This window comes from Albidovulum marisflavi (assembly GCF_025751435.1).
Lineage (GTDB): Bacteria > Pseudomonadota > Alphaproteobacteria > Rhodobacterales > Rhodobacteraceae > Albidovulum > Albidovulum marisflavi.
Genome location: NZ_JAOWKY010000004.1, coordinates 111,576 through 136,582 on the forward strand (window position 1 = coordinate 111,576; position 25,007 = coordinate 136,582).

Annotated in this window: 28 protein-coding genes; 4 read left to right on the top strand and 24 right to left on the bottom strand. The window is 64.1% G+C overall.

Annotated elements, in window-relative coordinates; genetic code table 11:
• Nucleotides 1-120: 120 nt before the first annotated feature.
• Complete coding sequence (locus OEW28_RS14390; RefSeq protein WP_263735495.1) at nucleotides 121-789, bottom strand: SDR family NAD(P)-dependent oxidoreductase; 669 nt, start codon at nucleotides 787-789, stop codon at nucleotides 121-123.
• A 107-nt stretch (nucleotides 790-896) separates the two neighbouring features.
• On the opposite strand from OEW28_RS14390, the gene OEW28_RS14395 reads away from it, so the two are divergent.
• Nucleotides 897-1,484: a biotin transporter BioY gene (locus OEW28_RS14395; RefSeq protein ID WP_263735496.1), complete on the top strand. Its 588-nt coding sequence runs from the start codon at nucleotides 897-899 to the stop codon at nucleotides 1,482-1,484.
• Between the two features lie 71 nt (nucleotides 1,485-1,555).
• Here the strand turns inward: OEW28_RS14395 and OEW28_RS14400 are convergent, their stop codons facing one another.
• From OEW28_RS14400 to pyrC, 12 genes are all read right to left on the bottom strand, one after another.
• Nucleotides 1,556-1,978: a DUF1284 domain-containing protein gene (locus tag OEW28_RS14400; protein WP_263735497.1), complete on the bottom strand. Its 423-nt coding sequence runs from the start codon at nucleotides 1,976-1,978 to the stop codon at nucleotides 1,556-1,558.
• Nucleotides 1,975-3,438 (bottom strand): amidophosphoribosyltransferase, encoded by a 1,464-nt coding sequence (gene purF, locus OEW28_RS14405; RefSeq protein ID WP_263735498.1) that lies wholly within the window; start codon nucleotides 3,436-3,438, stop codon nucleotides 1,975-1,977. The genes OEW28_RS14400 and purF overlap by 4 nt, the downstream gene beginning before the upstream one ends.
• Nucleotides 3,439-3,532: 94 nt before the next feature.
• On the bottom strand, nucleotides 3,533-4,171 hold the full coding sequence (locus OEW28_RS14410) for a CvpA family protein (protein ID WP_263735499.1): 639 nt from the start codon (nucleotides 4,169-4,171) through the stop codon (nucleotides 3,533-3,535).
• Between the two features lie 15 nt (nucleotides 4,172-4,186).
• On the bottom strand, nucleotides 4,187-5,557 hold the full coding sequence (gene radA / locus OEW28_RS14415) for a DNA repair protein RadA (protein ID WP_263735500.1): 1,371 nt from the start codon (nucleotides 5,555-5,557) through the stop codon (nucleotides 4,187-4,189).
• Nucleotides 5,558-5,605: 48 nt separating this feature from the next.
• Nucleotides 5,606-6,031 carry a paraquat-inducible protein A gene (locus OEW28_RS14420; RefSeq protein WP_263735501.1) on the bottom strand — a complete coding sequence of 142 codons (426 nt, stop codon included), beginning with the start codon at nucleotides 6,029-6,031 and terminating at the stop codon, nucleotides 5,606-5,608.
• An 8-nt stretch (nucleotides 6,032-6,039) separates the two neighbouring features.
• Nucleotides 6,040-6,786 carry an ABC transporter ATP-binding protein gene (locus tag OEW28_RS14425; RefSeq protein WP_263735502.1) on the bottom strand — a complete coding sequence of 249 codons (747 nt, stop codon included), beginning with the start codon at nucleotides 6,784-6,786 and terminating at the stop codon, nucleotides 6,040-6,042.
• Nucleotides 6,783-7,568: an MlaE family ABC transporter permease gene (locus OEW28_RS14430; RefSeq protein WP_263735503.1), complete on the bottom strand. Its 786-nt coding sequence runs from the start codon at nucleotides 7,566-7,568 to the stop codon at nucleotides 6,783-6,785. The genes OEW28_RS14425 and OEW28_RS14430 overlap by 4 nt, the downstream gene beginning before the upstream one ends.
• Entirely contained in the window at nucleotides 7,565-8,611 is a 1,047-nt protein-coding gene (gene alr, locus OEW28_RS14435; protein ID WP_263735504.1) for an alanine racemase, read from the bottom strand. The genes OEW28_RS14430 and alr overlap by 4 nt, the downstream gene beginning before the upstream one ends.
• Before the next feature lie 50 nt (nucleotides 8,612-8,661).
• Nucleotides 8,662-9,459 (bottom strand): DUF1194 domain-containing protein, encoded by a 798-nt coding sequence (locus OEW28_RS14440; protein ID WP_263735505.1) that lies wholly within the window; start codon nucleotides 9,457-9,459, stop codon nucleotides 8,662-8,664.
• Nucleotides 9,460-9,510: 51 nt separating this feature from the next.
• Nucleotides 9,511-10,995, bottom strand: coding sequence for a replicative DNA helicase (locus OEW28_RS14445; RefSeq protein ID WP_263735506.1), 1,485 nt, complete (start codon nucleotides 10,993-10,995; stop codon nucleotides 9,511-9,513).
• A gap of 177 nt (nucleotides 10,996-11,172) precedes the next feature.
• A complete protein-coding gene (locus OEW28_RS14450) occupies nucleotides 11,173-11,853 on the bottom strand; it encodes an orotate phosphoribosyltransferase (protein WP_263735507.1) in 681 nt (226 codons plus the stop codon).
• An 86-nt stretch (nucleotides 11,854-11,939) separates the two neighbouring features.
• Nucleotides 11,940-12,980, bottom strand: a complete 1,041-nt coding sequence (gene pyrC / locus OEW28_RS14455; RefSeq protein WP_263735508.1) for a dihydroorotase — start codon at nucleotides 12,978-12,980, stop codon at nucleotides 11,940-11,942.
• Between the two features lie 151 nt (nucleotides 12,981-13,131).
• On the opposite strand from pyrC, the gene OEW28_RS14460 reads away from it, so the two are divergent.
• Both OEW28_RS14460 and OEW28_RS14465 read left to right on the top strand, forming a co-directional pair.
• Nucleotides 13,132-13,989, top strand: a complete 858-nt coding sequence (locus tag OEW28_RS14460) for a DUF2189 domain-containing protein (protein ID WP_263735509.1) — start codon at nucleotides 13,132-13,134, stop codon at nucleotides 13,987-13,989.
• Between the two features lie 191 nt (nucleotides 13,990-14,180).
• Nucleotides 14,181-14,414: a hypothetical protein gene (locus OEW28_RS14465; protein WP_263735510.1), complete on the top strand. Its 234-nt coding sequence runs from the start codon at nucleotides 14,181-14,183 to the stop codon at nucleotides 14,412-14,414.
• Between the two features lie 3 nt (nucleotides 14,415-14,417).
• Here OEW28_RS14465 and OEW28_RS14470 read toward each other — a convergent pair whose 3' ends face one another.
• The 5 genes from OEW28_RS14470 to infC form a co-directional block, all read right to left on the bottom strand.
• Nucleotides 14,418-15,377, bottom strand: coding sequence for a phosphoadenosine phosphosulfate reductase (locus OEW28_RS14470; protein ID WP_263735511.1), 960 nt, complete (start codon nucleotides 15,375-15,377; stop codon nucleotides 14,418-14,420).
• A gap of 573 nt (nucleotides 15,378-15,950) precedes the next feature.
• Nucleotides 15,951-16,136: a hypothetical protein gene (locus OEW28_RS14475; protein WP_263735512.1), complete on the bottom strand. Its 186-nt coding sequence runs from the start codon at nucleotides 16,134-16,136 to the stop codon at nucleotides 15,951-15,953.
• Nucleotides 16,137-16,289: 153 nt separating this feature from the next.
• Nucleotides 16,290-17,075, bottom strand: a complete 786-nt coding sequence (locus tag OEW28_RS14480) for a 23S rRNA (adenine(2030)-N(6))-methyltransferase RlmJ (RefSeq protein ID WP_263735513.1) — start codon at nucleotides 17,073-17,075, stop codon at nucleotides 16,290-16,292.
• Between the two features lie 18 nt (nucleotides 17,076-17,093).
• Complete coding sequence (locus OEW28_RS14485; protein WP_263735514.1) at nucleotides 17,094-18,356, bottom strand: SulP family inorganic anion transporter; 1,263 nt, start codon at nucleotides 18,354-18,356, stop codon at nucleotides 17,094-17,096.
• Between the two features lie 209 nt (nucleotides 18,357-18,565).
• Nucleotides 18,566-19,228, bottom strand: a complete 663-nt coding sequence (infC, locus tag OEW28_RS14490; protein WP_459542699.1) for a translation initiation factor IF-3 — start codon at nucleotides 19,226-19,228, stop codon at nucleotides 18,566-18,568.
• 45 nt (nucleotides 19,229-19,273) lie between these two features.
• Between infC and OEW28_RS14495 the strand changes: the two genes are divergently transcribed.
• Entirely contained in the window at nucleotides 19,274-19,882 is a 609-nt protein-coding gene (locus OEW28_RS14495) for a hypothetical protein (protein ID WP_263735515.1), read from the top strand.
• A 94-nt stretch (nucleotides 19,883-19,976) separates the two neighbouring features.
• Here OEW28_RS14495 and OEW28_RS14500 read toward each other — a convergent pair whose 3' ends face one another.
• The 6 genes from OEW28_RS14500 to OEW28_RS14525 all read right to left on the bottom strand — a co-directional run bounded on the left by OEW28_RS14500 (nucleotide 19,977) and on the right by OEW28_RS14525 (nucleotide 24,918).
• Entirely contained in the window at nucleotides 19,977-20,753 is a 777-nt protein-coding gene (locus OEW28_RS14500) for a hypothetical protein (RefSeq protein ID WP_263735516.1), read from the bottom strand.
• A 157-nt stretch (nucleotides 20,754-20,910) separates the two neighbouring features.
• Nucleotides 20,911-21,738 carry a ferredoxin--NADP reductase gene (locus tag OEW28_RS14505; protein WP_263735517.1) on the bottom strand — a complete coding sequence of 276 codons (828 nt, stop codon included), beginning with the start codon at nucleotides 21,736-21,738 and terminating at the stop codon, nucleotides 20,911-20,913.
• A 65-nt stretch (nucleotides 21,739-21,803) separates the two neighbouring features.
• On the bottom strand, nucleotides 21,804-22,178 hold the full coding sequence (locus OEW28_RS14510) for a DUF934 domain-containing protein (RefSeq protein WP_263735518.1): 375 nt from the start codon (nucleotides 22,176-22,178) through the stop codon (nucleotides 21,804-21,806).
• Entirely contained in the window at nucleotides 22,175-22,960 is a 786-nt protein-coding gene (locus OEW28_RS14515; protein WP_263735519.1) for a phosphoadenylyl-sulfate reductase, read from the bottom strand. Before OEW28_RS14515 ends, OEW28_RS14510 begins: the two co-directional genes overlap by 4 nt.
• The gene (locus OEW28_RS14520; protein WP_263735520.1) at nucleotides 22,950-24,620 is read right to left on the bottom strand and encodes a nitrite/sulfite reductase; all 1,671 of its coding nucleotides are present in this window, start codon (nucleotides 24,618-24,620) and stop codon (nucleotides 22,950-22,952) included. The genes OEW28_RS14515 and OEW28_RS14520 overlap by 11 nt, the downstream gene beginning before the upstream one ends.
• Nucleotides 24,613-24,918, bottom strand: coding sequence for a DUF2849 domain-containing protein (locus OEW28_RS14525; RefSeq protein WP_263735521.1), 306 nt, complete (start codon nucleotides 24,916-24,918; stop codon nucleotides 24,613-24,615). Before OEW28_RS14525 ends, OEW28_RS14520 begins: the two co-directional genes overlap by 8 nt.
• Between the last annotated feature and the right edge of the window lie 89 nt (nucleotides 24,919-25,007).

Consider the following 25,007-nt stretch of genomic DNA (forward strand, 5'->3'; position numbering starts at 1 on the left):
TAGACGGAAGCCGCGGGCAGGTAAAGGCGCGATGCCCGAAGGCGCCAGCGCCAGTTCCGGACGTGCCCGGCGCGCATCAACAGGGGGTCGAACTGCGCCTTTTCCTGCGCCGATACCGGGTCAGAGCTTCGCCAGCAGTCGCGCGGCCTCACCGTGGATGTCGGCCAAGGGCGTGCGATCCTCGCCGGGGAAGAAACGCGCGCGGGTCGCGGTGGCCATGGGCTGGGGCGTTTCGATCAGGACGCGGGGGCCGACGCGCGCGGTCTCGGCCTGCCAGCTTTGGGCCAGCGCGATCTGGGCCGCCTTGGTCGCACCGTAGGCGCCAAAGAACTTTTCGCCGCTGCGCGGGTCGTCAAGAAACAGTGCCGTTCCGCCTTGAACCCGCAGCAGAGGCTCGATCAGCGGGATCAGGCCGGCGGTTGCGCGGACGTTTGTGGCCAGAGACTTGTCCAGGTCCTTGAGATCAAGGCTTCCGGCGGGCGCAAGCGGCGCGGCATGGATCGCTGCGTGGACCCAAAGCCCCAGGCCGCCCCAGCGACCCGCGATGGACTGCGCCAGGTGCGTCATCGCCTTGTCGTCGGTGACATCCATCGGCGCAAGCGTCGCCTGTCCGCCCGCGGCCTGGATTCGATCGTCAAGTTCTTCCAGCCCGCCCACGGTGCGGGCGACAGCGATGACATGCCAGCCAGCGTGGGCGAGGGCCGCAGCAAGCGCGAAGCCAAGCCCGCGCGAGGCGCCGGTCACAAGGGCCACGCGTGCGGTGGCGGGGTCTGATGCGATATCGGTCATGTGCGCCCCTTTGACATTCCGGCCGGGCGGGTGCAACAGAATTGATTGACACGACGCGGCGGTGCAGCGAAATTGCCCGCCAAATCATCTTCAGGAAGGATGCCGCAATGACCCTCTCCAAGGCCCTCGTGCCGTCGCAGTCGCTGCTCACCCGTGTGCTTATGGTTCTGGGCGGATCGCTGTTCATCGCCGTGGCCGCGCAGGTTTCCGTCGGGTTCCCTGTGCCCATGACACTTCAGACGCTGGCCGTGCTGATCGTGGGCCTTACCTTTGGCGCGCGCATGGGCGCGGCGACGCTGGTCGCCTACCTTGCCGAAGGCGCGATGGGCCTGCCGGTCTTCGCTCAGGGCATGAACGGCGCGGCCTTCTTCGGCCCGACCGCAGGCTTCCTGGTGGGCTTCGTCGGCATGGCGTGGATTGCAGGCCTTGCGACCGACCGCGGTGTCAAGGGCCTGGTTCCGACCGCGCTGGTGGCGATCCTCGCCTCGGCCCTGCTCTACGTTCCCGGCGTGGCCTGGGCGATGCTGGCCGACAGCGTCTTCGGACTTGACGCGTCCAAGTGGGCCGCAGACAGCTTCAGCTCGATCTGGCAATACTACATGGCGCCGTTCCTGATTGGCGATGCGATCAAGGCAGTGATGGCCGCGCTGATCGTGACCGGTGGCTGGGCCGCGCTTAAGGGCAAGAACGCCTGATCCCGGGCGTCAACCCCAAACGACAAACGCCGCCCGATGGGCGGCGTTTTCGTTTCTGGCCGAAGTGCGTTTCAGCTGCCGTCGTGAAGGCGCTGCAACGCCCTTTCGCACATTCCATAGGGTTCCCACTCGCAGCCTTGGCACAGTGTCTTCAGGCTGCCGGGTGGGACATTCTGCCGGATGCGGGCCTTCGCCTCTCCCCAGGTCAACCGTTCGCGCGGCGAAAGCGCCAGTGCGGCGGCGTGTGCGCGATCCAGAACCTTGATCTTGTCCTGGCTCGTGCAAAGGTTGCCGCGCCGCTTGGGGCAGGGGGCGCAGATGTCATCCGCCGCCCCCGTGACTTCTATCAGGGTCGCGTCTCCACCGTCCGCCCGCAGGCGGCCCATGATGATCGCCGTCATGTTGGCGGTGAAGGCGTCGGAATAGCCCTTGCCCTCGAACCCGAGCGAGCAAAGGAAATGATGGGGACGGTAGCGAACGGGCCGCCCGCTCACTCTGCCGCCTTCATCTCAAAACCCCTGGCGATCTGATCCGAAGGGGCGATCGGATACTCGCCAGAGAAGCAGGCATCGCAATACTGCGGACATTTCGCATCGCGCCCCTTTGCTTCGCCGACCGCACGATAGAGCCCGTCGAGAGAGATGAACTTCAGGCTGTCGACGCCGATCCAGTCGCGCATCTCGTCCTCGCTCATCGTCGCGGCCAAAAGCTTTTCGCGGTCGGGCGTGTCGACGCCGTAAAAGCAGGGCCAGGCGGTGGGGGGCGAGGCGATGCGGAAGTGCACCTCGGCCGCGCCGGCATCCAGGATCATGTCCTTGATCTTGCGGCTGGTGGTGCCGCGCACAACGGAGTCGTCCACCAGGATGACCCGCTTGCCCTTGATAAGCGCGCGGTTGACGTTCAGCTTCAGGCGCACGCCCATGTTGCGGATCTGCTCTGTCGGCTCGATGAAGGTCCGGCCCATGTACTGGTTGCGCACGATCCCCATTGCGTAGGGGATACCCGACTCCTGGCTGAAGCCAATGGCGGCCGGAGTACCCGAATCCGGCACGGGGCAGACCAGGTCGGCCTCAACCGGGCTTTCTCGGGCCAGTTCCACACCGATCTGGCGGCGTGTCTCGTAGACTGAGCGTCCGCCGTGAATCGAATCTGGCCGCGAGAAATAGACATGCTCGAAGATGCAGAATCGAGACTTCGCCGGATGGAACGGGCGGGAACTGTCGACCTTGCCCTTCGAGATCACCACCATCTCGCCCGGTTCGATCTCCCGAACGAACTCGGCGCCAATGATGTCCAGCGCGCAGGTCTCTGAGGCAAGAACGAATCCATCCTCACCCAGACGCCCCAGCACAAGCGGGCGCACGCCTAGGGGGTCACGCACTCCGATAAGCTTGGTGCGGGTCATCGCGATGACCGAAAACGCACCCTCAACCGCGCGCAGCGCGTCCTTGATGCGTTCGGCCAGCGACTTGTGGATTGAATGCGCCATCAGATGGATGATGCACTCGCTGTCAGACGACGATTGGAAGATGGCGCCCCGTTCGATCAGGTCGCGCCGCAAGGCGGCGGCATTCGTCAGGTTCCCGTTGTGCGCGATCGCGGCGCCGCCCATCGAAAACTCGCCGAAGAACGGCTGCACATCGCGGATTGCGGTGTTTCCCTTGGAGCCTGCGGTGGAGTAGCGGACGTGTCCGATGGCCAGACTGCCCGGCAGCATCTCCATCACGTCGGCCTTGGTGAAGTTGTCGCGGATGTAGCCGAAGCGGCGGGCGTTGTTGAAACCCTCCGCCTCGTCATAGGCGACGATGCCGCCGGCTTCCTGTCCGCGGTGTTGAAGCGCGTGCAGGCCAAGCGCGACGAAGTTCGCCGCGTCGGGCACGCCGATCACGCCAAAAACGCCGCACTCCTCCTTGAGCTTGTCGTCATCGAAGGGGTGGGCAAAGAAGCGGCTCATCGGGAAGGACTCCAATTCCGAGTTCCGAACGGCCCCTCATTTAGTGCGGCGCAAGGGCGCTGTCACGCCCTCCGACCTGAATTTCTTGAAACTCTCACCCGTCATTCGACGGCGGCGTCACTGTTTTGGCGCCGGTATCGGTGCCTGTGTCGGCCTCGGGTGTGGTCGCGGGCGCCTCGGCGGCGGGGCAGCTTTGGACCAGTTCCTCGTACTTCTGGACGACCCATCCCGGAGCATCGGTCGGCATCTGTTCGTCAAGACGCGCCTCGAAGTCCTTGAAAACCTGAGCCGAACGGGAGTTTTCAACAACCGGGATCGCGGATCCCGCCAGCGCGCGCTCATAGACCAGGAAGGCGACCGCGATCAGAATGATCCCCCTGAGCGCGCCGAATAGGAACCCCAGTGCCTGATCAATGCCGCCGATCGCGGAACGTTGAACGGCCGAGGCGAAAAGCGGGATGAAGATCGAGGCGACGACAAGGGTCAAGGCAAGAACGACCGCAAACGAGGCGATCATCGACAATTCGCAGCTATCGCCCAGAAACCGGTCAAGGACGGGGATCTGCTGGACCAGCGGTTGCGCCTGGGGCGCGAAGATGAAGGCTGCGATCGCCGCAGCCACCCAGCCGCCTATCGCCAGCGCTTCGCGCACGAAACCGCGGCTGTAGGCAAGTACCGCCGACAGCAGAATGATGACACCGACCCCGGCGTCTACGATGGTGAAGCCTTCCATGCTCGTTCTCCTGTCCTAACCCGCGCCGAACAACTCGCCGACAAAGGTCACGAGATCGGGCATCTTTCGCACCCTCATCCCGCTATTGTTGACCTCGGATTTTGACTTTTCCGGGGCGACTGCCGTTGAGAAACCAAGTTTTTGCGCCTCTTTCAACCTGTTTTCCGTCTGAGAGACGGGTCTGAGCGCCCCTGACAAGCTGATTTCCCCGAAAACCACCATGTCGGGGGGCAATGCGACGTCCTCGCGCGCGGAAAGCAGAGCGGCCGCGATGGCCAGATCCGCCGCGGGTTCCGAGATGCGCATGCCGCCCGCGACGTTCAGGAACACATCAAGCCCCGCAAACGGGATGCCGCAGCGGGCCTCAAGCACCGCAAGGATCGTGGAAAGCCGGCCCGAATCCACCCCGACGACGGTGCGGCGCGGCGTGCCAAGCGGGGATGGCGCGACCAGGGCCTGAACCTCGGTCAGGACCGGGCGCGTGCCCTCGATTCCCGCGAAGACGGCTGAGCCGGGGGCGGGCTCGCCGCGTTCAGACAGGAAAAGCGCCGAGGGATTCGCGACCTCCGCGAGGCCGGAGCCGGTCATTTCGAACACGCCGATTTCGTCGGCCGGGCCAAAGCGGTTCTTGACGGCGCGAAGGATGCGGAACTGGTGGCCACGCTCGCCTTCGAAGTAAAGCACCGTGTCGACCATGTGTTCGACCACACGTGGACCCGCGATCTGGCCCTCTTTGGTAACGTGGCCGACCAGGATGACGGCCGTTCCACGGGTTTTGGCGAAGGTGACAAGCTCGTGTGCCGCAGCCCGTACCTGCGCGACAGAGCCGGGCGCGCTTTCAACCGTGTCCAGCCACATGGTCTGAACCGAATCGATGATCGCAAGGTCGGGCCGCTCGGCATCAAGCGTGGTCAGGATGTCGCGAAGGTTGGTTTCGGCGCCAAGCCTCACCGGCGCTTGCGCCAAGCCAAGCCTCTGGGCGCGCATCCGCACCTGCGCGCTTGCCTCTTCCCCGGATATGTAAAGCGTTTTCAGACCGTTTTGCGAAAAGCTCGCCGTTGCCTGAAGCAACAAGGTCGACTTGCCGATTCCGGGGTCGCCACCCACGAGGATGGCTGACGCAGGCACCAGCCCGCCGCCCAGAACCCGGTCGAATTCCACCACCCCGCTTTCGCGGCGCGGCAGCGGCGGTTCCTTGGCGGCCAGGGTCGTCAGATCGACCGTCCGGCCGCGCGCGGCGCCAAGCGCGCGTGCGCCGGGCCCAGCGGACAGGGGTGTCTCTTCCGCGATCGAGTTCCAGGCGCCGCAGGCGTCGCAGCGGCCCGCCCATTTTCGGTGCACCGCGCCACAGGCGCTGCAGACAAAGCGAGATTGATCCTTGGCCATGCCACTTCCTGCCGCAAGGCGCGTTGACTGACAAGCGTCGTTAGGCGCCTAGCGGTTGCCGTCCGCCTTGGCGATCAGGAAGCTGCCGATGACGCAGCCGGTGAATAGATACAGACCCCAGGCGGTTTCAAGTCGCCCGACGCCCACACCCTTGGCGACCACGATGTAGATGGCAATCAGGAAAACGTCTGCCATGGCCAGGCGGCCCAGGGCGTGCAGCACGGGAACAATCCGGGGCGAGGCCAGTTCGAACTGAACCAGCGCCAGTCCCAGAACCTTGGTGTAGGGCGCGAAAAGCGCCAGGAAAGTCACCAGAAGAGCCAGCGGTATGTCCTTTTCCCAGATTGCCTGAAGGCCCGTCATGACCGAAATCTCATCAAGCGAAAAGAAGGGCAGAAGCCCCGCCCGCATCATCGGCGCGAACCATGCGACCGGGAACAGGACCAGAAGTGCAAGGTTCAGATATCGCAGCATCATCGGCCTCAGCGAACGGCTTCGATGGGGCCTTCGGCGCGGCCATGGATGAATTGCTGGACATAAGGGTCCGTCGTCGTGTCCATTTCAGCGATCGGGCCGGTCCACTGGATGACGCCGGCGTGCAGCATGGCGACGCGGTCGGCAATGGCGCGGACCGAGGACATGTCATGGGTGATGGTCATGGCCGTCGCCCCCATCTCGGTCACGATCTCGCGGATCAGCTCGTTGATGACCCCTGCCATGATCGGGTCGAGCCCGGTCGTGGGTTCGTCGAAGAATATGATCTCGGGTTCAGCTGCGATGGCGCGGGCCAGGCCCACGCGCTTCTGCATGCCGCCCGACAGCTCGGCCGGGAACATGTCCGCGGTTGCGGGCTTCAGCCCGACGCGGCGCAGCTTTTCGATCGCTATTTCACGTGCCTCTTCCTTGGTGCGCTTGAGCGAACCGCGCAGCAGCCGGAACGCCACATTCTGCCAGACGGGCAAGGAATCGAACAGCGCGCCGCCCTGGAACAGCATCCCGAAACGAGCCAGAAAGGCGTCCCGCGCCGCTGTGCCGGCGTCCTGGCCGTCCACCGTGATTGCACCCCCGTCAAGTTGAACAAGGCCCAGGATGCACTTGAGAAGCACGGATTTCCCGGTCCCTGACCCGCCGATGATGACCATGCTCTGCCCGGTCGGAACTGTCAGGTCCACCCCACGAAGGACCTTGTTCGCGCCGAATGCCTTGTGGATGCCGGAAAGCGTGATCATGCAGAAAAGAAGACCTCGGTCAGCAGGTAGTTGGTGGCAAGGATCAGGACCGAAGCCGCCACAACGGCGGCCTTGGTCGCGCGGCCCACGCCTTGCGCGCCGCGGCCCGAGTTCATGCCGTAGTAGCAACCCGCCACGGCGACGATGAACCCAAACGCCGCGCCCTTCCACAGGCCCGATACGACGTCCCAGATCTCAAGGAAGTCGCGGGTGTTATTGAGGTAGTTCGCCGGATTGAAGCCCAGACGGTTCACCCCCACCAGGTAGCCCCCGAAGATGCCGATGCTGTCGCCAACGCCGACCAGGATCGGGACGGCCAGAGTCGCCGCCAGCACGCGCGGCACCGCAAGATACTTCATCGGATGCGTGGACAACGTCACCAGCGCGTCGATCTGCTCGGTCACCTTCATGGTGCCGATTTCGGCCGCGATGGAGGAGGCTACGCGTGCCGCAACCATCAGTCCGCCCAGAACAGGTCCAAGTTCCCGCACCATGCCGATCGCGACGATCGAAGGCACCACCGTTTCCGCCGAGAACCGCGCGCCGCCGGAATAGATCTGCAGGGCCAGCGCGCCGCCGGTGAAAAGCGCGGTCATGCCCACGACCGGAAGGCTGAAGTAGCCGATCTGCATGAAGGCGTGCAGAAATTCCTTGGGGTAGAAGGGGGGGCGAAGCATGTGGCTGATGGCCGATGCGGCAAAGAGCGCGATCCGCCCGATGGCGGCAAGCGCCCCAAGCGTGGTCCGTCCTGTCCCTCTGAAGGGTGCAAGCAAGAATGTCATGCGCCGGTACCGGTGTAACGGCGGGCGTAACGGCCGCCGAGCGAGGTCAGGATTTCGTATCCGATGGTTCCGGCCGCGTCGGCAAGTTCGTCGACGCCCTGCGCCGGGCACAGGATGTCCAGCGTTTCGGGCGCTTCGGGCAGGTCGGTGACATCGACGCCCATCAAGTCCATCGAAACCCGCCCGACAAGCGGGCAGGGCCTGTCGCCGGCGTAAAGCCTTCCGCGCCCCGTCAGCGATCGCAATAGCCCGTCCGCATAACCTGCGGCCACGGTCGCGACACGTGACGTGCGCGGCGCGGTCCAGCTGTTGCCGTAGCCCACGGTTTCCCCGGCCTCGACCGTTCGCGTCTGAACCACCGGCAGCGACAGATGAACCACGGGCTGTGCCTCGGAAAATGGCTGTCCGCCGTAGCTGCCGATGCCCGGGCGCGTCAGATCGAAATGGTAGTCGGGGCCCAGAAGGATGCCACCCGTGGCTGACAGCGACCGACGCACGCCCGTGCCGTCCGTCATCCGGTGAAAGACCGCCAGCTGATGCGCGTTCATCGGGTGGTCCGGCTCATCCGAACACGCGAGGTGCGACATAAGAAGCTGGGGCGAGTGTGGAAGAAGCTCTGGCGCGAGCGTCTTCCAGTCATCCTCTTCCATGCCTAACCGATTCATCCCGGTATCAAGTTGCACACCGAACGGATGGTCGGGCAAGGCGGCGCGATGGCGTATGACCTGCTCGGGCGAATTCAGGAGCGGGATCAGCCTTGCCCCTTTTATCGCATCGGCGTCGCCTGCCATGTGGCCGGTGAAGACATAGATTTCGGGGGTGGGGCCAAGCGCCTGCCGCAATCTGACGCCCTCTTGCGTCTCGGCTACGAAAAAGCTGAACGCGCCTTCCGCCATAAGGCGGGTGGCGACCTTTTCGTCGCCAAGCCCATAGGCGTCTGCCTTGACCACGGCGCCGGCTTCGGCGCTGCCGGACAGGCGGGCAAGTGCGCCCCAGTTGGCTGCGATGGCGTCAAGATCGATGGTCAGGGATGCCTGTGTCATGGCCGGTCTTTTCGCAGGCGCGCCCGCCGCTGGCAAGCGCTTTGCCGCGCTCAAGGCAGGTCATCGAAAGGCCGGTTGCGCCGCCACATCTTTTCCCCGACCTCGCAGTCGTAAGGGGCGGCGGCCTGCACGGCGTAAAGCCGTTCCGTCGGTCCGCCCGCGATCTCGAGCACCAGCTTGCGGGTCACGGCCGCGGTGAAGTCGCGCCACTCCCTCACGGGCACCACGAACGACCCTGGCCCGCCGATGACGCATCGGGTGTAGTACACGTCCAGATCCTCAAGGCGCCAGCGCTCTCCCCAGATGTCGCGGGTCATCAGCGGCAGCCCGTTGATGATGATGCCCTCAGCCAACGCCTCGTCCCGCGCCTCGGTGACAAGGCCGCCCTGGTTATTTGGGCCATCGCCAGAAATGTCGATCACGCGCCGGAGCCCGTCAAATTCGTTCGTGTCCAGCATGAAGGCACCGAACCGCAGCGCCGAGGTTATGGATGTGCGGCTTTGGGTGATGCTGCGGCTTTGCAGAAGTGTCGCCGCAAAGCGTTCCAGATCCGCGCGCCCGTCGATCCGGGTCCAGTCGTGCAGAACGGTGTGGCGGTTTTCCCCCGCCCACTCCACATAGGCCAGCGCGATGCGCCCCGTAAGCGTCCGGCCCAGAGCCGCAGCGACGGAATCGCTGGTCAAGGCGCGGGCATAGCCCTCGCGCTGGATTTTCAGCTCATCCGACGACATCGAGCGGGACACATCGACCAGAAGCAGCAGTTCGAGGTCGACCTGTTCGGCCTTGGAGGGCGTCCCGCCAAGGGTGATGGCAATGAGCGCGGCAGCAAGAAGGGCGCAAGGTCGCATGACCAAGCGTTGCGCCTACGGGGACGCCTGTCCAGTCACAAATGCGATGGATCAGAACCCGCCGTCGCCCTGCCACGCCTTGGCAAGGTTGCCGAAGCGGGTGAAGCGGCCTTCGAAGCTGAGTTCGACCGTGCCGATCGGACCGTGGCGCTGCTTGCCGATGATGACCTCGGCCTTTCCATGGACCTGCTCCATGATCTCTTGCCATTTCGCCATGGCTTCAAGATCGTGATCGCCGGGCTTCTCGCGCTCCTTGTAGTATTCCTCGCGGAACACGAACATCACGACGTCCGCGTCCTGCTCGATCGAGCCGGATTCACGCAGGTCCGAAAGCTGCGGGCGCTTGTCGTCACGGCTTTCGACCTGACGCGACAGCTGCGAGAGAGCGATGACAGGAATGCTAAGTTCCTTTGCCAAGGCCTTGAGACCCATGGAGATTTCGGCGATTTCCTGCACCCGGTTGTCGCCCCGCCCGGTGCCGCGCAGAAGCTGTAGGTAGTCGACGAAAACTACATCCAGCCCATGGGTGCGCTTGAGCCTGCGGCAGCGCGCCGTCACCTGGCTGATGGGCAGCGCGGGCGTGTCGTCGATGTAAAGCGGACAGGCCTCCAGCGCCTTGGCAGCTTCGACGAAGCGGCGGAATTCGGCCTCGCTCATGTCGCCGCGGCGGATCTGTTCCGAGGGGACTTCGGACGCCTCGGACAGGATCCGCGCTGCGAGCTGTTCGGCCGACATTTCAAGCGAGAAGAAGCCGACGACGCCGCCCTCGACCGCGCCCTCGCTGCCGTCATGCCGCTGACCCTTGCGGTAGGCCTTGGCGACGTTGAAGGCGATGTTCGTCGCAAGCGAGGTCTTGCCCATCGACGGGCGGCCGGCAAGGATCAGAAGGTCGGATGGGTGCAGGCCCCCCAACTTCTTGTCCAGATCGACCAGTCCGGTCGAGATGCCCGACAGAGAGCCCTCGCGCTGATAGGCGGCGAGCGCCGATTGCACGGCTTCGGTCGTGGCCTTCAGGAAGGAGACGAAGCCGCGTTCGGCTGTGCCCTGCTCTGCCAGCGTATAAAGGCGCTGCTCGGCCTCGGTGATCTGGTCCTTGGGGTCGTTTTCGACCTCAATCGTGCGGGCGCGGTCCGAGATGTCCTGGCCAAGCCGGATCAGTTCGCGCCGCACCGCAAGTTCATAGATCATCTGCGCGTAGTCGCGCGCCGCGAATGCGGAAATGGCGGCGCCGGCGAGCCGCGCCAGATACGCCGGCCCGCCCAACGCCTTCAGCCCCTCGTCATCCTCAAGAAACCCCTTGAGGGTGACCGGCGAGGCAAGCGCGTTCTTCTGGATCCGTGCCACCGCGATCTCGAAGATCCGTCGGTGAACCGGCTCGAAGAAATGCTCTGCCTTCACCAGCGATGCGATCCGGTCGTATATGTCGTTGTTGGTAAGGATCGCACCGAGAAGCTGCTGCTCGGCCTCGATGTTGTGTGGAAGCGTTTCCGGTTCGGGCGACTGGTCAACTTCCCGAATCTTCGCCACGTCGTTCATTCTGTCCCCCGTCATCGCCAAGCGCTATGCGCCATCCGCGCGGGCCGCGCAAACTGTATAATCTTGTGGATGAGGCTGTGGATAACACTCGATCCCGCATGTTGCGGGCAGGTTTCGCAACCTGTCAACATCTGGGGCGGCCGACGCGCTAACTTGCCTTGTCCGCCGAGCGTCCGATCAAGACTTCTTCCGGGCTTCCTGCCAGGGGCGCGGATCGGTAAGGAACGCTTCTACCTCGGCGAGAGTCTCGGCGTCGAATGCACCCGAATCGCGCGCTTCCGCCAGAACGTCCCACCACGTGCACAGGTAGTGAAGCGCCACACCATGATCTGACAGCGTTTTGACCGTTTCCGGGAAGATGCCGTAGTAGAAGATCACCGCAGTGTGGGCACAGCTTGCGCCCGTGTCGCGGATCGCGTCCACGAAGGACAGTTTCGAACCGCCGTCCGTTGTCAGGTCTTCGACCAGAAGCACCCGCTCTCCTTCGCGCATCGCGCCTTCGATCCGGGCGTTGCGGCCGTAGCCCTTGGGCTTCTTGCGGACATAGGTCATGGGCAGCGCAAGCCGTTCCGCGACCATCGCGGCAAAGGGAATGCCTGCGGTTTCGCCGCCCGCGATGTTGTCGAAGGCCTCGAAGCCCGCTTCGCGCATCACCGTGACAGCCATGAAGTCCATCAGGGTTGACCGGATGCGCGGGTACGAGATCAGCTTGCGGCAGTCGATGTAGGTGGGCGAAGGCAGGCCGGAGGCCAGTGTGAACGGTTCGGCCGCGTTGAAGTGCACCGCCTTGATCTCAAGAAGCATCCGCGCCGTCAGACGGGCGATTTCCTCTTTCGGCGGGAAGGACGTTGGGATCATCGGGCGTTCCTCGCTGGGGCGTTCGATCTGGCGGAGTTACCGCCGCCGTTCAGGTCGGGCGGAAGTATTTTGAGCGGTTGAAAAGGTCAATCCTGGACTTTCCAGTGAACCGGGAAGCCCGGATCGAAGACAGTCACGGGGCCCGCTCCGCTTTCGATCTTCGCCGGAAAGTCCACGGCGTCGCCCTTGACCAAGGTCAGCGTGCCTTCGTTCGGGGGCAGCTGGTAAAACGCCGCCCCGTTGAGCGAGGCAAAGACCTCAAGCCGCTGAAGCGCGCCTTCTTCCTCGAACACGTGCGCGAGAAGTGACATCGTGTTGGTTGCGGTAAAGCACCCGGCGCAGCCGCATGCGTGTTCCTTCAGGTGGTCGGGGTGCGGCGCGCTATCGGTGCCCAGGAAAAAGCGCGCCTCGCCGCTGGTCGCCGCTTCGCGCAGCGCGAGCCTGTGCAGTTCGCGCTTGGCAACGGGCAGGCAGTAGTAATGTGGCTTGATCCCGCCCGCGAGGATGTGGCTGCGGTTGATGATCAGGTGGTGCGTGGTGATCGTCGCGCCCAGATCCGTGCCCTGCGCGCGGGCATAGTCCACGCCGTCCTTGGTGGTGATGTGTTCCATCACGACGCGCAGGCCGGGGGTGGCCCTGCGAACCGGGTCCAGTACGCGGTCTATGAAGACGGCTTCGCGATCGAAGATGTCGACGCTGGGGTCCGTGACCTCGCCATGAACGCAAAGCGGCAGGCCGATCTCTGCCATCTTTTCCAGCACGCCGCGCACCTTGTCGAAGTCGCGGACGCCGGACTGGGAATTGGTGGTGGCACCGGCCGGGTAGAGCTTCACCGCCTTCACGAGGCCCGAGGCATGGGCCGCGGCCACGTCCGCCGGATCGGTCGCTTCGGTCAGGTAGAGCGTCATCAGCGGTTCGAATGACATGCCATCAGGCAAGGCGGCCAGAATGCGGTCGCGGTAGGCGGCGGCCTGTGCGCCGGTCACGACTGGTGGCACGAGGTTCGGCATGATGATCGCACGGGCGAAATGACGTGCGGTTTCGGGAAGGACCGCTGCCAGCATCGCGCCGTCGCGCAGATGCAGGTGCATGTCGTCGGGGCGGCGAAGCGTGAGCGTCTGGGTCATGTCTGCCCCCTACACGGTCGCGGGCGGTCGCGCAATCGTGCAAGTCAAACGGGGCCAGCTGTGGTAGGGTGGGATCAAGGTGGGGGGCTGAGGGCGCGCCTACTCGTGTGCTTCAAGCCTGCCGTTCAACTTTTGGGAACGGAGGTCAGAGATGGTCCAAACGATCGGCAACCCCATCAGCTGGGGGTTGAAGCAGCTAAGAGCGGCGGGACACGACATCGGCGATGTGACGCGCCGGATCGGCGGGACGGGCGACATGCCCCGCGTCCGCACCTTGACCTACGCCGACCTCAGGGAAGCCCTCAGGCTGGGGGTGCAGGATTTCGGGGCTCTTAGAACCGATGTCATTGCCGCCGCGCTGCTTTACCCGATTGCGGGCGCGGTTCTGGTGTGGGCGGCCTGGAACGGTGCCTTGTTGCCGCTGATCTTTCCCATAGCCTCTGGTTTCGCTCTGGTAGGCCCCGCAGCCGCGATCGGATTTTACGAGATGAGCCGGCGGCGCGAGGCCGGACAGAAGACCAATTGGCTTGACGGGTTCAGGGTGCTTGCCTCGCCCGCTTTCGGCGTGGTCTTCGCGGGGGCAATGATGCTGGCCGCGGTCTTCTTCTGCTGGTTGCTGACCGCCTATTTCATCTTCTTGGCCACGATGGGCCCCGAGATCCCGGCAAGCGCGATGGACTTCCTGCGCGAGGTCCTGACCACGCCTGCGGGCTGGGCGATGATGGCCATAGGCATTCCTGCGGGCGCGGTCTTTGCGGCGGTCGTGCTTTCCAGTGCCGTGGTGTCATTCCCATTGCTTCTTGATCGCGACGTCGGAATTCCCGCGGCCATCGTGACCTCATTGCGGGTCACGCGTGCGGCTCCTGGGCCGGTGCTTGCCTGGGGCGCGATCGTGGCTGCGTTCCTGGCGCTTGGCACAATACCGCTGTTCCTTGGTCTTGCCATCGCGCTGCCGGTGCTTGGCCACGCAACCTGGCATCTATACCGCAAGGCGGTGCGGCCGGCGTAGGACGCATTCCGCCGATCCGAACCATGACGCACGCGTGGCGTCTTGCGCGTCAAGGGGCGTGCCGCCACACTGCCGCCAAGGCGGCAAGAACCGCCATCCATTCGAGGAAAGGGCAGAACGTGCGGAAATCGGCATTGGTGATCTGTGCGGTGTCGCTTGCGGCTTGCACGAGCGATCCCGGATTCAGAGGCGTGAGTGGTGTGCGAGAGGCAACACCAGGCGAAGTGGCCAGTTGCCGCTACATCAGCGATATTTCCATGCGTCCGTCGCTTTACGGGCCTGTCCTGGGGCAGGAGGCGCTGAAATACGCGCGCAACACGATCATGGCGGATGCGCTTGATTCCGGCGCGAACACCGTCGTCTTCGAACAGGCCACCCCCGGCACTGATGTCTACAAGCTGCACGCCAAGGCCTACAGCTGCTAGGTTTCAGGTCGAGGAGACCGGCGGAAAGGGCAATCCTGCGCGCACAAGCTCGGCCTCGACTTCAGCCAGTCGGCGCGCGAAGTCGGGCGCTTCCAGACGCTGTGCCACGTTGTTGCACAACAGCGCGTTCAGATAGGGGCGCGCATCCCGGTCAAGCCGCCCCATCAAAGCGCGCAAATACGGCAGGTAATTGCGCCGCGACCTATAGAACGTCCAGAAAAGCCGCGCATCGAAGGCCCCGGTGCCCGCGGCGGTCAGGATCGACGGCAGGATGCGCATCCCATCCAGCGCTGTTGCGATGTCGCGGCCAAGGTGCTGGCAGGGCAACAGCGTGGTATAGGGCCGGGCGAACAGCGCCGCGTGCATCGCGTCCAGCGCCTGTTCGGGGTCGTAGATCACATACACCGGCCCTGCGCCCTCGGTCATGTCTGGCGCGAAACCGTAGCGGTCCGCGAAAGAGGTCCGACGCATTTCGGTGAAGCGCGGATCCCACCCCGCGATGCGCGGGTCCAGCGTCGCCTGCGGTTGGATCAGGATCACCGTGGCGCCCGGCGCCGCGACCGAGAAGGCGGCGGCGGCATAGCCACACATTCCGGCGCCGTAAAACACGACCTGGTCGAAATCCTCAAAGAACGCGTCCTCGATGAGCCGGTCAAAGAAGCCGAAGACGGACCGATCCCGGAACCAGGTGTCGTGATGGGCGATCAGTCCCAGATGCGACCAGCGGCGGCTTTTCGCGATCAGGTGGCCCAAGGGCAGTTGCGTCCCCTGAGACTGACGGATGCCTTTGACGGTGTCGAACGTGACCAGCAGGGTTGTGGAGTCGTCCAGAAACATGGCCGAATGCATCGGGCCCAGCGGGGCGAAATACCCCGCTTCCTCACCGATGGCTTCAAGGCGTTGAAACCATTCAGTATCGGTCAGCGACCGAGGATCGCTGTCTCGAAGCCTGTCGTCCTGCATCCAATCACCCGCCCAAGCGGAAATTACCCACGACCATTGTTCATTCGCTTGTCGGGGCGCGCAAGAAGTCTGGCGCTCTGCAGGTCAAAAGATGGCAAAACAGTGGTTTATAGTTTCGAATTGAATGCCAAACTGGCCATACGGTGCGATCTGTCCCTCAAGTGGAAAGCAGGCGATCGTGTGGCCCTGCGGTTTACGTCGCATCCGACCAAGAGTCGCGGCGAACGATCCATCGCCAATGGACAGCCGTATCGAGGGCGGAAAGGCAGCGACGCCCCGGACGACGGATCGGAAACCGGCCGGTCGCGCCACCACAAATTCGAAGACCGGTTTGATACAGGTCAATGAGCAGCGGCCCGGAATCGGTAGTTTGGACGTCAGAGAACGCGTCTCTCCCTGGCAGGCGTCGAACGCCGCGCGTTCTCCAGTACAGCCATCCCTTCCGGCTGTCAGTCCTGACAACGCTGCGGGCCTCCCCCCGCAGCGTTTTTTTTGGGGGGGCGGGCGCAGGGCCCCGGACGGCACAGGCCCCCGAACGGCGCAGGCCCCTGGGCCGCGTCATCGCGGTCGCCGCTAGCCCTTGTTCGGCGGATCCGTCAGCAGGTTGATCAGAGTCGCGCCGACGATCCAGATCGCCAGCATCAGAAACAGCGCGATCGAGGAAGAGAAAAGGTGGCCGATAAACCCACCCAGCCCTACGGCCAGTCCCACCGCGCCATTAAGGCCCTGAAGCTCCTGTCGCTTGGATTTCAGGCTCATTGACGCAGTCCTCCTTGGGACAGGACGATAAACGCCACGCAAATGCGTCGCCTTGACGCGGATCACTATGGAACGACGACCGGCCACCAAGTCCGCCGGAAAGATGGTGCGGATCGTTCCGATGGGGTCCGTCCCAGCCTTGCTGCACCTTTCCTAGTGTTTCAGCCCAGCAAAGATGGCGTCCAGCCGCGCGCATTCCTCTGCCGTGCCGAAGGGGGCGTTCACGATGAACAGGCCGCTGCCGGTCATTCCGTGGCCGTCGCGGGCGGGCGGGAAGCGCACCTCATGGCGAAGCGCGCCGGGAAGATCCTGACTCTCAAGCGTCGCAAGCATTCCTTCGTGGGCGCGTGACGTCAGGATCGGATACCACAGCGCGATGACGCCCACGTTCCACTTGCGCGCCACTTGCGCAACCAGCCGCGCCATCGAGGTGTAGTCGGTCTTCACCTCGTAGCTGGGGTCGATCAGCATGATGCCGCGGCGCGGCTCAGGGGGGGTCAGCGCAAGGGCCATCTCTACCCCGTCCTGGTGACGAATGTCCGCGCCGAACGGGGACATCGCTTCGGCCAGTGCGGCATGTTCCCTCGGGTGAAGCTCGGCAAGGTGCATCCGGTCGATGGCGCGCAGGGACAGTGCCGCGACAAGCGGAGAGCCGGCGTAGGCCGAGGGCCCGTGGTCGGCCTGAACGCGCGCAAGGATGCGCGCATAGGGGTGATCTGGCGGAAACGCGGCCGCCAGTCGTCCGATGCCCTGTTCCGCCTCGCCTGTCTTCTGCGCTTCGGGCGCGTCCAGCCGGTAAAGCCCGCGCCCGGCGTGGGTTTCAAGGTAGCTCAGCGGCTTGTCCTTGCGGGTCAGGTAGTCAAGCATCACGGCCAACAGCGCGTGCTTGTGCACGTCGGCCAGGTTCCCGGCATGGTAGATGTGCTGGTAGGATAGCATCCGGCCCCCCGCGGCAAGCTACCGCTCTGGCGTTTCCCAGTCCGCCGGCGGCACGTTCCTGCGCCTTAGCCTGAGAGCAAGGCCGACTGCAACGCCAACCCCGATCGCCACGGTCAGATCGGCCACCAGCGTCAGCACCAGCGTCAGCAGCAGCATGATCCGGTCGGACCGGCGCGCGCGCATGTAGCGGCCCCAGTGCTGTGGTTCGCTCATGTTCCAGGCGGTCAGCATCAGCAGCGCGGCGAGCGCGGGCATGGCAAGGTAGGATGCCAGCGGGGCGGCCAGATACATGAACGCCAGTAGGGTCGCGGCGTGTATGATGCCCGCCACGGGGGTTCTGCCCCCCGCGCGCACGTTCGTCGCGGTGCGTGCGATCGCGCCGGTGGCGGGCAGGCCGCCCATCAGGGCCGACCCGATATTGGCCGCGCCCTGTGCAAGGACCTCGGCGTTCGGGCGGTGGCGTGCGTTGGTCATCCTGTCCGCCACCATGGCCGACAGCAGCGATTCTACCCCGGCCAGGAATGCGATGACGAAGGCCGAAGGCAGCAGCGACGCGATGCGCTCAACCGAGATGTGCGGAATCTCGGGGATGGGCAGGGACTGCGGCAGGGCGCCGAAACGGTTGCCGATCGTTTCGACCGGAAGATCGAAATAGGCCGCCACGCCCGAGGTCAGCGCAACCGCGACGATCAGTCCAGGTGCGCGGGGCGCCGCGCGGCGGAACACGACGATCAGCACGACTGTCGCAAGGCCAAGCCCGACAGCGGACACGGACAGGCTGGCGCGGGCATCCCAAAGGACCGGAAGCTTTTCAAGAAAGTCCGCGGGAACGGCGCCCGTCGTGAGGCCCAGAAAATCCTTGAGCTGGCTTGTCGCGATGATCGCCGCGATGCCCATGGTAAAGCCGTTCACGACGGCTTCGGGGATGTATTCGATCAGGCTTCCAAGTCGAAGGGCCGCCGCGGCCAGTAGCAGGACCCCGGCCATCAGGGTGGCCAGAACCAGCCCGTCGTAGCCATGTTGCGCGATGACGGCGTAGACCACGACGATGAACGCGCCCGTCGGTCCTCCGATCTGAACGCGGCTTCCGCCAAGCGCCGAGATCAGGAAGCCGCCGATGATCGCCGTGACCAATCCCTGCGCTGGCGTGGCGCCCGACGCGATCGCGATCGCAAGGCTGAGCGGCAATGCGACCATCGCGACCGTTATCCCGGCAACAAGGTCGGAAAGGAACAGCGCGCGGGAATAGCTTCTGAGCGTGACCACCAGTTCGGGATGCATGCCGATCCTTCCTTCCAGCGCCTTGTGTGTCGAAATGCGGCTTGCCTGACGCTACGTCCGTGCCCCCCGGCGTGGCGAGTAGCGCGGGGGCAACGATTGGCCTTTTTCCGTCCGGATTCGCATCGTGGCGTCCGCGAAGCTCGTCGCGGCGCACCCCTGAATCAAAAGGCCCTCCCATCGGGGAGGGCCGTTCGCCTGGATGTTGGCTTTTACTTGGGCGCGATCATCATCACCATCTGCCGGCCTTCCAGCTTCGGCATGTTTTCGATCTTGGCCACTTCCTCGACGTCTGCGGCAACGCGCTTGAGCAGCTCAAGGCCCAGTTCCTGGTGCGCCATCTCGCGGCCGCGGAAGCGCAGCGTGATCTTGACCTTGTCGCCCTCGGACAGGAACTTGAGAACCGAGCGCATCTTCACGTCGTAGTCGTGCGTGTCGGTGCCGGGACGGAACTTGATCTCCTTGATCTCGATGACCTTCTGCTTCTTGCGCGCCTCGGCCTCTTTCTTCTGCTGTTCGTACTTGAACTTGCCGAAGTCCATGATCTTGCAGACCGGCGGAACCGCGTTGGGCGAGATCTCCACAAGGTCAAGCCCGGCCTCTTCAGCCAGCACCATTGCACGTGCCGGTGTCACGACACCTACGTTTTCCCCGTCCGCGCCGATCAGGCGAATTTCAGGGGCGCGGATTCGTTCGTTGACGCGGGGTCCCGTATCGCGTTGCGGCGGGGCGTTATGCGGTCTGCGGGCTATGGTGGCGTTCCTTCTATGGTGGCCGTATGTTTCGGCGCGCAAAATAGACGCGGGACAGGTCCGATACAACCCGGATTCCTTTGTTTGAGCAGAGCCTTTGCCTATCTTTAAAGGATATGCCATAGCGGCACGCACCAAATAACCTGCCGCAATCGAAAGGATTGTGCCATGAACCGCAATGTTCTTATCGCCCTCTTGATCGTCGTCCTCGCGGGCGGCGGCTATTACTACTACTCGGCCCAGAAAGCGGCGGAAGAAGCCGCTGCCGTCCAGAAGGCCGCTGAAGAAGAAGCAGCCGCAGCCGCGAAGCGGGCCGAAGAGGAAGCCGCCGCGAAGGCGGCCGAGGAAGCCAAGGCCGCCGAAGAAGCCGCAAAAGCCGCCGAGGAAGCCGCGGCAAAGGCCGCTGAAGAGGCTGCTCAGGCAGCCGAGTCCGCAGCGGAGCAGGCGACCGACGCCGCTGAAGGCGCCGTTGAAGCCGCAACCGAGGCCGCGACCGAAGCCGCCGAAGCCGCAGCGGACGCCGCCGAGGCCGCGACCGAAGCTGCGACCGAAGCTGCGACCGAAGCCGCCGATGCCGCAGGCGAGGTCGCGGGTGATCTGGGTGCCGCGCTCGATCCCGAAAACTTCGACGCCGAGAAAGTCAAGGCCGCCATCGACGAATCCGCGCTTGATGATGCGACCAAGGCCACTTTGAAAGCCGCGGTTGACGGCGCTGCCGACAGCCCCGAGCAGATCCAGGCCGTCGTCGAACAGGTCAAGTCCGCGCTCGGCATGTAACCGGATTGATGACGTCAGGGCCGCGCCTGCGACGACGGGCGCGGCCTTTCCTATTCCAGCCGCAAGTTGTCCTGTAGGGGACCGTCCGTGGCTATCAGGCGCGCCTGCACCCAAAGTCGATTTGCAGCCCGCGAACTGAGAGATAGTCAACCAGCGTCCATGCGAACAGCGCTTGGCCCGCGGTTTCAAGCGTCTCTTCAAGAAGCACGACGAAAAGATACTGCGTTTCGGATATTGACGTCCCGTCGGCGATCCGGGCGGACACGATATACGAACCTGCCATCTCGGCGATGATTGCTCCCAGGACATAGATGCCGCCAGAGATCATGATCCGCAGGGAGTAGCGTCCGGGCAGGCGCAACAGGAAGCGCGCATAGGTCAGCAAGACCAGAAGTGCAAAAATGCTGCCCGGAATGGTCCAGGCGAAGTGAAGAACTCCTTTCGTGTCGAAGCGGTGGCGCAGCGCCGCGCCGAGGGCTTCGTGAAACTGCGCCACTTCCTCGATTGACAATAGCGCGATGATCGCTGCCAGACCTGCCCAGTGCAGCGCCCGACCATCGCCTGCATGGCGGCTTGCGAAGGCAGTCAGAAGCAGAAGCATCGCATTGAAGGCAAGCAGAACGCTGGCTGCCCAGGTCGGTACCGACGCTTCCTCATCCATCTGAAAACGATCGGCGAGCACACCCATCTTCCACGAAAGCGTCTCGCCTTGCGTCTTGAGATAGATCGAGAAGATGTCCATGAGGACCAACCCGGCGATACAGGTCAGAAGCACGAGGGCGACCTGTCTTGTGGTTATCGACAGACGAATTGGTGTCGCGGGAGAGCCTTTGGTGACTCCCGTATCGGGCGCTTGGGCAAAAGTGCTCATTTTGAAAACTCTGATCGAAAGGGTCCAATTAGCGGTCCCGTGTCAGATGTTTTAGGTTGGGCTCGTGCGCGTTCAAAGCAAAAGTGTCATCAAACTGTTTCAGGGAAGCCGCGGATGCCGCTTCCCTGACCAGTTCCTGCGATTGCCTTGGATTGTCTCAGATCCCGTCGCCGACGAACGCCTTTTCGACGACGTATTCCTGAGGCTCCGAATTCGCGCCCTCGCGCAGGCCGAACTCTTCCAGGACAGCCTTGACGTCATGGTTGAAGGCCAGCGAGCCGCAAACCATGGCGCGGTCATGCTCCTTGTCCATGGGCGGGATGCCAAGGTCCTCGAAAACCTTGCCCGAGGTCAGGTTGTCGGTGATCCGGCCCATGTGGTGGAAGTCTTCGCGCGTGGTTGTCGGGTAATACTTCAGCTTGTCACCGACAATCTCGCCGATCAGCGGGTCATCCTTCAGACCTTCCACCAGTTCACGGCCGTAATCCAGTTCCGCGACAGTCCGGCAGGTGTGCATCATCACGACCTGTTCGTATTTCTCATAGGTCTCGGGGTCGCGCATGAGACTGGCGAAGGGCGCGATCCCGGTGCCGGTGGCCAGGAACCAAAGCCGATTGCCTGGCAGCAGCGCGTCAAGGACCAGCGTGCCCACCGGCTTGGGGCGCAGGATGATCTGGTCGCCCGGCTCGATGTGCTGAAGCCTCGAGGTCAGTGGTCCGTCGGGAACCTTGATCGAGTAGAACTCAAGCTCTTCGTCCCAGGAGGGCGAGGCGATGGAATAGGCGCGCAGAAGCGGCTTGCCGCGTTCGTCCATCAGGCCGATCATCACGAACTCGCCAGACCGGAACCGCAAGGATTGCGGCCGCGTCACGCGGAACGAGAACAGTCGGTCGGTCCAGTGCCGGACCGAGGTCACGGTCTGCGCATCGGGTAGCGTGCGGACGGGGGTGGCTTTGATGTCGTTCACGGTTTTCAGATCGTTCATGAGCATGGCGCGCGCGTTGCACGCCTCCCTTCTATTCAGGTTTCGGAATTCGGGGAAGCCCCGTCTCAGCCTTTCAGCCGCGACCTATAGTCATGGTCGCGCCAGTCGGCACGGAAGATCCACTGGTCCGCAGGCTGCCGCCTGGCCAGGTCATCGTCGATCTCGACCTCGTCGAAGCCGGCCCGTCGCGCCATCGCGTACTGGTCGGCGATGACATGTCCCTTGGCTCTCAGCCGCCCCCGGTAGCCGCGCGCGCGCAGGTGCCGCGCCAGCGTCAGTCCGCGCCCATCGCTGAAGGCGGGAAACGCCACGCGGATAAGCGCAATGCCGTCGAAAGCCGAGGGAAGGGCCTCCGGCTTGGTGTCCGGGGCGATGTCGATCGCCGCATCGCCGGTGAAATCATCGGCGTGAAAGCCGTCGTCGCGTACGATAACGCTCATGCCGCGTTCTCCTTGTCTTCGCTTGCTGCCTGAGCCTCTTCGGCGGGCAGGGGGCCGCGCACCATGCGGCCGTTGATGAAATGGATCCCGCACTCGACCTTGGCCGAGCCGCGCCAGCGGCCCGCGCGGGGATCCTCGCCGGGGTTGACCGGCGTCGTGCAGGGCGCGCAGCCGATCGACGGATAGCCCTTGGACACCAGGGGATGCCGCGGCAGTCGATTGTTGACCATGTACTCTTCAAGGTCGGACCGGTCCCAATGAGCCAGCGGATTGACCTTGAGCCTCCGGTCGCCCTCGACCTCGAAGAAATCGATCGCGGCGCGGTCCGCATTCTGGAACCGCTTGCGACCGGTGATCCACCCGTCGAAACCCTTAAGTGCCTGTTCCAGCGGCGCGACCTTTCGGATCGCGCAGCAGGCGTCGGTCGAGAACTGGTTCAGCGTCCCGTCGGGGTCGTCGCGGTTCACCAGCGTCAGGTCGGCGCGGATCGTGCGGATGTCCGTCAGGTTCAGCGTGGCCGCCAGTTCCTGCTGGTAGGCCAGCGTTTCCGCAAAGAGCATACGCGTGTCTATGAACAGAACCGGCGTCCCCGGCGCGATGACCGAGACCAGATGCAAAAGCACGACCGATTCCGCCCCGAAGGAGGAGACGAGCGCAAGATCACCCACCTCCGGGTCCTTCAGCGCACGCTCCAGCACCGCTGTCGCCGAGTGATGGCGATAGCGTTCGTTCAGCGCGGCAGCCTTCTGCGCAAGCGTCGGGGCGTGGTCGTCAAGCGGCATCTCGGGCGGCCTCTGCGGGATAAAGCGCAGCCTTGAAAGGCTCGGCCCCCAGGCGCTGGAAGGCCGCTGCGAAGGTTTCCGTCGGCTCGGTGCGAAGGTCCAGATAGGCCCGCAGAAGCCGTTCGATCGCGGGGACGACCTGATCGTAGGCAAAGCCCGGACCCGCGCGTTCACCGATGCGCGCGTTCTCGGTCGCGTCGCCGCCCAGGGTGATCTGGTAGTTTTCCACCCCCGCGCGATCCAGGCCCAGGATGCCGATATGGCCGACATGGTGGTGCCCGCAGGCGTTGATGCAGCCCGAGATCTTGATCTTGAGCGCCCCGATTTCCTCTTCCAGGCCGATGGCCTTGAAGTGCGTTGCAATCTGTTGCGCCACCGGGATCGAACGGGCCGTCGCCAGCGCGCAGTAATCCATGCCGGGGCAGGCGATGATGTCCGACACCAGCCCGATGTTGGCCGTCGCAAGCCCTTCGGACTTCAGCGCTGCATGGAGCGCGGGCAGGTCCGACTTGTGGACATGCGGCAGGATCACGTTCTGTTCGTGGCTGATGCGCAGCTCGCCGTGGCCGTAACGGTCGGCTAGGTCGGCCAGCAGCCGCATCTGCGCGGCCGTCGCATCGCCTGGCGTTTCGCCGTGGGCTTTGAGCGAGACGGTGACGATCGCATACCCCGGCGCGCGATGCTGGGCCAGGTTGGTGTCGCTCCAGGACCGGAAAACCGGATCCGCCTTGCGTGCGGCTTCATAGGCGTCATCGGGTGCGTTGCGGAAAGCGGGCGCTGCAAACTGCGCCTCGATTTCCCTCAGCACATCCTGATCGACGCCGGAAAACTCTGCCCGCGTGACCTTGAAACGCTCTTCCACCGCGTCGCGGAAGGCTTCCATCCCGTTCTCGAACACGGTGATCTTGATGCGCGCCTTGTACTTGTTGTCGCGCCGACCCATCAGGTTGTAGACCGAAACGATCGCTTCGAGGTACGGCAGAAGATCCTCTTTCCTGAGGAAGGGACGGATCACCTGGCCGATCATCGGCGTGCGGCCAAGTCCACCGCCCACGATGACCTCGTAGCCCAAGGCGCCCGAACCGCCGCGCACGATGCGCAGGCCGATGTCGTGCGACTTGATCACGGCGCGGTCATTGGGGGAGCCGGTGATGCCGATCTTGAACTTGCGGGGCAGGAACTGGAATTCCGGGTGATCGGTGGACCACTGGCGGATCAGCTCGGCTGTCGGGCGCGGATCCTCGACCTCGTCCGCCGCGGCGCCGGCAAAATGATCGGCCGTCACGTTGCGGATGGTGTTGCCCGAGGTCTGGATCGCGTGCATCTGCACCTCGGCCAGCGCGTCAAGCATGTCGGGCACGTCGGTCAGCTTCGGCCAGTTGTACTGGATGTTCTGGCGCGTGGTGAAATGGCCGTAGCCCTTGTCCCAGCGTTCGGAAATATGGGCGAGTTGCCGCATCTGCGCCGACGAGAGCGTGCCATAAGGGATGGCCACGCGCAGCATGTAGGCGTGCAGCTGCAGGTAAAGCCCGTTCATCAGGCGCAGCGGGCGGAATTCGTCCTCGGTCAGCGAGCCGTCGATGCGGCGCTCGACCTGGGCGCGGAATTGCGCGTTGCGCTGCGCGACAAAGGCCGCATCGAAGTCGGAATACTTATACATGACCGGCCTCCTGCTTGCCGTGGGCGTAGTTCGAGGGTCCGCGCGTGCGGAACGCCTCGCGGAAATGGATGGGTTCGGGACCGTTTGGCCCCCGTGTTGCATCCGCCAGGTAGGCGCCGACGATGGTACCCTTCTGCGCCTGGGCGTGAAGCAGGCGCAGTTGGGCGTGCGCCTCGTCCTCGATCAGCTCCGCATCCTCGTGACGGCGCGACCAGCGATCGTCCTGGGTCAGATAGACGACGTCGCCCTCGACAAGCGCGTTGGCGGTGACGACCTTGGGGGTGAAGCTGCGGGCCATTGTGAACTCGTCGAGTGATGGAAATTGTGCTTCCAATATAGGAAAATTTCCCATATCTCCGCTATCACCCCGCGCGAATAAGGACGATC

What these genes read in the sequence shown, in the direction of transcription:
- OEW28_RS14390 (WP_263735495.1), bottom strand. Translation starts at nt 789, where the DNA reads ATGACCGATATCGCATCAGACCCCGCCACCGCACGCGTGGCCCTTGTG.
- OEW28_RS14395 (WP_263735496.1), top strand. Translation starts at nt 897, where the DNA reads ATGACCCTCTCCAAGGCCCTCGTGCCGTCGCAGTCGCTGCTCACCCGT.
- purF (WP_263735498.1), bottom strand. Translation starts at nt 3,438, where the DNA reads ATGAGCCGCTTCTTTGCCCACCCCTTCGATGACGACAAGCTCAAGGAG.
- OEW28_RS14410 (WP_263735499.1), bottom strand. Translation starts at nt 4,171, where the DNA reads ATGGAAGGCTTCACCATCGTAGACGCCGGGGTCGGTGTCATCATTCTG.
- radA (WP_263735500.1), bottom strand. Translation starts at nt 5,557, where the DNA reads ATGGCCAAGGATCAATCTCGCTTTGTCTGCAGCGCCTGTGGCGCGGTG.
- OEW28_RS14420 (WP_263735501.1), bottom strand. Translation starts at nt 6,031, where the DNA reads ATGCTGCGATATCTGAACCTTGCACTTCTGGTCCTGTTCCCGGTCGCA.
- OEW28_RS14425 (WP_263735502.1), bottom strand. Translation starts at nt 6,786, where the DNA reads ATGATCACGCTTTCCGGCATCCACAAGGCATTCGGCGCGAACAAGGTC.
- OEW28_RS14430 (WP_263735503.1), bottom strand. Translation starts at nt 7,568, where the DNA reads ATGACATTCTTGCTTGCACCCTTCAGAGGGACAGGACGGACCACGCTT.
- alr (WP_263735504.1), bottom strand. Translation starts at nt 8,611, where the DNA reads ATGACACAGGCATCCCTGACCATCGATCTTGACGCCATCGCAGCCAAC.
- OEW28_RS14440 (WP_263735505.1), bottom strand. Translation starts at nt 9,459, where the DNA reads ATGCGACCTTGCGCCCTTCTTGCTGCCGCGCTCATTGCCATCACCCTT.
- OEW28_RS14445 (WP_263735506.1), bottom strand. Translation starts at nt 10,995, where the DNA reads ATGAACGACGTGGCGAAGATTCGGGAAGTTGACCAGTCGCCCGAACCG.
- OEW28_RS14450 (WP_263735507.1), bottom strand. Translation starts at nt 11,853, where the DNA reads ATGATCCCAACGTCCTTCCCGCCGAAAGAGGAAATCGCCCGTCTGACG.
- pyrC (WP_263735508.1), bottom strand. Translation starts at nt 12,980, where the DNA reads ATGACCCAGACGCTCACGCTTCGCCGCCCCGACGACATGCACCTGCAT.
- OEW28_RS14460 (WP_263735509.1), top strand. Translation starts at nt 13,132, where the DNA reads ATGGTCCAAACGATCGGCAACCCCATCAGCTGGGGGTTGAAGCAGCTA.
- OEW28_RS14470 (WP_263735511.1), bottom strand. Translation starts at nt 15,377, where the DNA reads ATGCAGGACGACAGGCTTCGAGACAGCGATCCTCGGTCGCTGACCGAT.
- OEW28_RS14475 (WP_263735512.1), bottom strand. Translation starts at nt 16,136, where the DNA reads ATGAGCCTGAAATCCAAGCGACAGGAGCTTCAGGGCCTTAATGGCGCG.
- OEW28_RS14480 (WP_263735513.1), bottom strand. Translation starts at nt 17,075, where the DNA reads ATGCTATCCTACCAGCACATCTACCATGCCGGGAACCTGGCCGACGTG.
- OEW28_RS14485 (WP_263735514.1), bottom strand. Translation starts at nt 18,356, where the DNA reads ATGCATCCCGAACTGGTGGTCACGCTCAGAAGCTATTCCCGCGCGCTG.
- infC (WP_459542699.1), bottom strand. Translation starts at nt 19,228, where the DNA reads ATGGCATATCCTTTAAAGATAGGCAAAGGCTCTGCTCAAACAAAGGAA.
- OEW28_RS14495 (WP_263735515.1), top strand. Translation starts at nt 19,274, where the DNA reads ATGAACCGCAATGTTCTTATCGCCCTCTTGATCGTCGTCCTCGCGGGC.
- OEW28_RS14500 (WP_263735516.1), bottom strand. Translation starts at nt 20,753, where the DNA reads ATGAGCACTTTTGCCCAAGCGCCCGATACGGGAGTCACCAAAGGCTCT.
- OEW28_RS14505 (WP_263735517.1), bottom strand. Translation starts at nt 21,738, where the DNA reads ATGAACGATCTGAAAACCGTGAACGACATCAAAGCCACCCCCGTCCGC.
- OEW28_RS14510 (WP_263735518.1), bottom strand. Translation starts at nt 22,178, where the DNA reads ATGAGCGTTATCGTACGCGACGACGGCTTTCACGCCGATGATTTCACC.
- OEW28_RS14515 (WP_263735519.1), bottom strand. Translation starts at nt 22,960, where the DNA reads ATGCCGCTTGACGACCACGCCCCGACGCTTGCGCAGAAGGCTGCCGCG.
- OEW28_RS14520 (WP_263735520.1), bottom strand. Translation starts at nt 24,620, where the DNA reads ATGTATAAGTATTCCGACTTCGATGCGGCCTTTGTCGCGCAGCGCAAC.
- OEW28_RS14525 (WP_263735521.1), bottom strand. Translation starts at nt 24,918, where the DNA reads ATGGCCCGCAGCTTCACCCCCAAGGTCGTCACCGCCAACGCGCTTGTC.